Origin of the sequence: Daejeonella sp. (assembly GCF_049655485.1) — a bacterium.
In the GTDB taxonomy this organism is placed as follows: domain Bacteria; phylum Bacteroidota; class Bacteroidia; order Sphingobacteriales; family Sphingobacteriaceae; genus Daejeonella.
In genome coordinates, this window is the sequence record NZ_JBASJU010000303.1 from 1 (window position 1) to 4,575 (window position 4,575).

5 protein-coding genes are annotated in these 4,575 nt (G+C 42.9%); 1 reads left to right on the top strand and 4 read right to left on the bottom strand.

The genetic code is table 11. The annotated features are described in order from the left end of the window. The 4 genes from WBJ10_RS12545 to WBJ10_RS12560 form a co-directional block, all read right to left on the bottom strand. Positions 1-375: hypothetical protein (locus WBJ10_RS12545; protein WP_424290798.1), on the bottom strand; the 375-nt coding region annotated here is incomplete at its 3' end. A 571-nt stretch (positions 376-946) separates the two neighbouring features. Continuing rightward, positions 947-1,969: an amidohydrolase family protein gene (locus tag WBJ10_RS12550; protein WP_424290800.1), complete on the bottom strand. Its 1,023-nt coding sequence runs from the start codon at positions 1,967-1,969 to the stop codon at positions 947-949. A 75-nt stretch (positions 1,970-2,044) separates the two neighbouring features. Then, a complete protein-coding gene (locus tag WBJ10_RS12555) occupies positions 2,045-3,349 on the bottom strand; it encodes a type II toxin-antitoxin system HipA family toxin (protein ID WP_424290802.1) in 1,305 nt (434 codons plus the stop codon). Positions 3,350-3,351: 2 nt separating this feature from the next. Further along, positions 3,352-3,699, bottom strand: coding sequence for a helix-turn-helix domain-containing protein (locus tag WBJ10_RS12560; protein WP_424290804.1), 348 nt, complete (start codon positions 3,697-3,699; stop codon positions 3,352-3,354). A gap of 202 nt (positions 3,700-3,901) precedes the next feature. Between WBJ10_RS12560 and WBJ10_RS12565 the strand changes: the two genes are divergently transcribed. Further along, the coding region (locus WBJ10_RS12565; RefSeq protein WP_424290806.1) for a serine/threonine-protein kinase at positions 3,902-4,575 on the top strand (674 nt) is incomplete at its 3' end.

The following is a 4,575-nucleotide window of genomic DNA, read 5'->3' on the forward strand; positions in this document are numbered from 1 at the left end:
GAGGTTCTTTATTTTTTTCCTGATACCTTCAATGCTTGTAAGCAGTTCATAGTCTTGTCCCAAACGCTTAAAAATAGGTATAACTCTTGCCCCTTGAAAAAATTCATATTTATGTGGTTCTTTAAGGAACATCTCTACAAGGTATAAGTACCAGCCGATCTGATCGTCATTAATAACTAACAATGTTCCTTTGTCCAGAGATTCAGAAAAAGGTTCTCCAGTTTTTACTTCGATAGTAATTCGCTCTTCAATTGCCAATTTTCTTTTTTGCCACTCATCTGGTGAAAATAAAGACATAAACCATGTCCAACTTTTTAACACATCAGAATCCTGATCTAATGGCATATTGAACTCTTCTACTGGAATTGTTATCATTTTTAAATGTAACCATCAAAAACCAAATACAACGCTTTAAAATAGAGTGTTATAATAGTAAAGGATAAGGAAATTAAAGAACCAGTAAAATCTTGATTTAAAACTCAGATGATTTCCAAGATCAAATAAATAACGCACCAGTTGTGTGCCCATCTATTATTTGTATATTTACACTAGAATATCGTTCTATAATTAAGTTTAAAGTAATTCAAAGAAATCGGTTTCCTTTTCGGTTTCCTATTGGATTTACTTACTGCATAAACAACTGAATCACAGAGTTCTAAGTGCTACAATATACGACCCCAGAGGGGTCACACGTCAATTTGTGCTTAGCACAAGAGTATATTTTCTTTCTCTGGGACGAGAAGTTTACCCCGTTGGAGAACGGGGAGTCCCAGAGGGGTCACTACCTTCACCTGTAATCAGTTACCAGTCTAACCATTAATCTTTCTAGCCTGGTAACTGGTTTTGAGCCGACAGGGTCTCTGCTCCATAAGCAATCACACTTGGTCTTTCCGACATACCTAAGATGGCCGGAAATTTCTGCTTTTAGGGGTATTCCGAATATTCCTTAAAACTTATATCCTAAAGCTCGCATCTGTTCAGACATTCCAGGATATAATTTCATCGCATTTTTATAATAGATCTTTTCGAGTACTTCTTTTGGCAGATTAAGTCCTTTAGTAGGAGTGTTTCCAAAGAAGCTTCCGGCAACAAGATCTTCAGTTTCAAGAATTTGGAATGATCTCGCATGACGTTCAATCATAGCCGGTATGGCCTCAGCCTTATATGCAGATGCATCTGTTCCGAATAGTAAGCGATCAGCATATTCCATAAAAAGATCCCTCAGGTTCTCACGATTAACCAAATTAAAGTACTGATCTGTAGCAGCAATATCTACATAAAAGTTAGGGTAAGTTTTAAACATATACCTCAGAAAGTCGAGTTGAGCGTCCTGACAAACCAACCAGCAGCCATGTGCCGCAACTATGGTTAAGTTAGGGTGACGTTGAAGTACCCGCTCCATACTCATTATTTGGCGCCAGTACTCTACCGGGTCGGCAGCCCATTTGCCGCGGTTCCCAAAAGGACCGTTAGGGTCTGCTACGTGAACTGATGCACCAATCATCCCCGCCTTTTCCATAGCAGTAAACACCGGTTGATGTGCCGGATCATCGAGATACCGAATGCCTTTCTCACCTTCTTTTAAGACCCGGTAATATGGGCCCTGCCATATCTTATATCCTACATAACCTTTTTGTAAATAACCTGCAATATCCTCTGCTTTATGTGTCAATCCGCGTTGTGGCCTGAAATCCACTATCCCAGTCATGATTCTTCCATTACTTACTTTAGCGATCGTGTCGATTGCTGACTCTCCCTTCTGGCCAAGATTAACCCACATGGCTACGTCAGTCTTGCGTTCCTTCAGCATTTGATCGCGAAAAGCGAGATAAGCAGCGATGCCCGGATAATCATTACCCACATGAGTATGCACATCTATCCTCGGTATCTCCGGGTATTTAGTGATATACTGGGCATCAGCACAAAATGTAATGAAGATAAAAAGGATGATCAAACTAAAGATTTTCATATAATTCAATTATTTAATGGTTATTCGTTCCGGAAGATAGGGGATTTTTTGTGTAGAACCTTCTAAGAACTACCTTTAAGATATATTTAACAACGTTTTCCCAATCTCTTTACGAAGTGTGTTGTTTACCTCCACTTCCTTTGCATACTTATCCCAATCATTTACGATCTCATTAATTTCAGCAATTATCTCAGCAGCTTTTTTACAGCGGATTGAATCGCCAATGGTAAGCAGATCTTTTTTAGTGATGGCCTTGCGTTTGCCACTAATACTTAATGAATGCTGGCTCACCCATTCGCTGCCGGGGCGGTAGGCGTGGCAGATGTCATAGGCGGGAGCGAGTTCCCATTTACCGCCCTGTTTGAGCATAAATGCGAAATTCTTGGTATGATCATCGCAGTTTCGGGCAATCACATTGAAAGTCATCCTCCTAAACATCTGCTCTGCATCTGCATAAGTCAGGTTCAGTTCCCGCATCGACTGGAATAATTGCTCGTAACTAAAGCTGTTTACCAGGTTAAAATCGAAATGATTAAGAGCACAGAAAGTCTGTACATGATGTTTGATATAGCCCTCTTCGCGGTCGAAGCGTCGGGTCATAAAGTGTGCCCGGCCATTCTCTTCCAGCAGTCGGGAGGGCATCATATCAATGCCGCAAGCGCGGGCCATATCGCAATAAGCCATTTCTACCCGGCCGTAACCCTGGCTGCTCCCCAACTGAACATCACTCACTCCATCAAGTTTGATCAGCCAGTGCTCAAATCCTTTCGGGGCTGCAGTTTGCCCTGATTTTACTTCTCCTGTCTTTTCGTTCCATGCGATAACTGCTTTTGGCCTTGCGCCGCCAGCTGAGGTGCCGATTTTAAGGATCTCTAATACTGCCTGTTCTTCCTCTTTTCTGAGATTAGTTGAAAAGTTCTCCCGCTTGTTGAGCATTTTCTGGGCGATACTCACCAGACTATCGATTTCAATAGGGAAGGTACGCTTGTTTTCTTTCAGGGTGCTGGGTTCAAATTCCAGCGCGCCCATTCCACGCGTGCCGATGAAGCAAAGCATCTCCACAGGGTTCATGTCGTCCTGAGGACGCCCCTGCTGGGCCAGCCAAAGGTTGATTAGTTGGTTACCATACCTGTCGGGAAGCACATCTGCCAAAAGTCCGGGTAAACCCCTAAATGTGTCGGATGCAGTGTTTCGTTCTTTCCTAACTTCCGGGAAACTGAACTGGTTCCTTGTCGAGTTTATGCGCATTTTAAGCGGCGCCAGGTCCCAACCCCTTTGCTGAAAACGCGGATTGTATTCGAAGGTGGCAAAGCCGGTATTTTCGTCCCATGCTACAGCTCCAACCTGCTCAGTCCATATTTTTATTTCTGCTACCTGCATCTTTACCAATCTGCTTTCTCAGAAGTGTTTGGATTACCGCCCCGTGCGCGCTGGCGTTTTTCTTTCTGCAGCCGGGCCAATGCCAGGGGGCTGATCGTTTCAGTCACCGTGAACGCAGACATTACCTGTAATTGGCCTAAAACGCGGAGAACTTGTATCAAAGTCGCCAAGGTCACCGTTTCACCCCGTTCCAATAAACTTAGAGTGGAGCGACTAATACCAGCATCTTTTGCGAGCTCATCCTGGGTTCGGTTAAGTTCCATGCGGTGATGCCTGATAAATGTGCCGATGAGCGTTGCCAATGCATGATCGCTCATTGAAGGCCAATTTGTGAATGATTTATCGTTCATTATATGATATTTGCATCATTAGTGAATGAAATACCATTCGAATATAGCAGTTAATCATCAAATTAGCAAATAAGTAAAGTAGCTAATGCTATTCCCAAATCCCATTCTTTACGGATCGATTAAATGTGAATAGGATTCAGGATTCCAAGCCGCTAAGTTCCAATTTAACAGTAACTTTAATCCAAAAACACATCAAACTTAAATGAGCAAAATATTTTCCATCACTGAGGGTTTAGAAAACCTTGGTGCCCTACGTACTGGCGGACAAGGATCGGTGTATAAAGCAAGACGAGGGGAGGAGATCACCGCGGTAAAGATTTTGCCTACTCCACTTCATACGGAAGATTTGGAGGATAAAAGTTACCGGGATTTTCAGAATGAAGTTTCGAAACTTAAGAAGGTCAACGAAACACCAAGCCCGCATGTGGTTAAAATATTAAGTTCAGGTATAACGGAGAGCGGTTCCCTGCCATTTATTGAAATGGAGTTTATTGAGGGGTCTGACCTTCAGGACATGCTGCTGGTTCCGGATAATAAAGTTTTCACGATCAATGAAGCCACGCGTGTTGCTGAGCAACTTTCAGGTGCGATAGCACACTGCCATAAGGTGGGGGTAAAGCATGGCGATATCAAAAGTAATAATGTCAAATTAAACCTGCGGACCGATAAGTACATGTTGCTGGATTTCGGACTTTCGATTATGTCGGATGAACAGCGCCGTACCAGTTTAAGGCATGCCGGTGCTATCGAGTTTATGGCTCCCGAACAGAATGAGGGCGAAATGCTTTTGGAATCGGATGTGTACAGCTTTGGTATCATAATTTATGAACTGCTGGCGGGAAATGTCCCCTTTCCATTAAATAATGGCAGTGAAAC

What these genes read in the sequence shown, in the direction of transcription:
- WBJ10_RS12560 (WP_424290804.1), bottom strand. Translation starts at nt 3,699, where the DNA reads ATGAACGATAAATCATTCACAAATTGGCCTTCAATGAGCGATCATGCA.
- WBJ10_RS12555 (WP_424290802.1), bottom strand. Translation starts at nt 3,349, where the DNA reads ATGCAGGTAGCAGAAATAAAAATATGGACTGAGCAGGTTGGAGCTGTA.
- WBJ10_RS12550 (WP_424290800.1), bottom strand. Translation starts at nt 1,969, where the DNA reads ATGAAAATCTTTAGTTTGATCATCCTTTTTATCTTCATTACATTTTGT.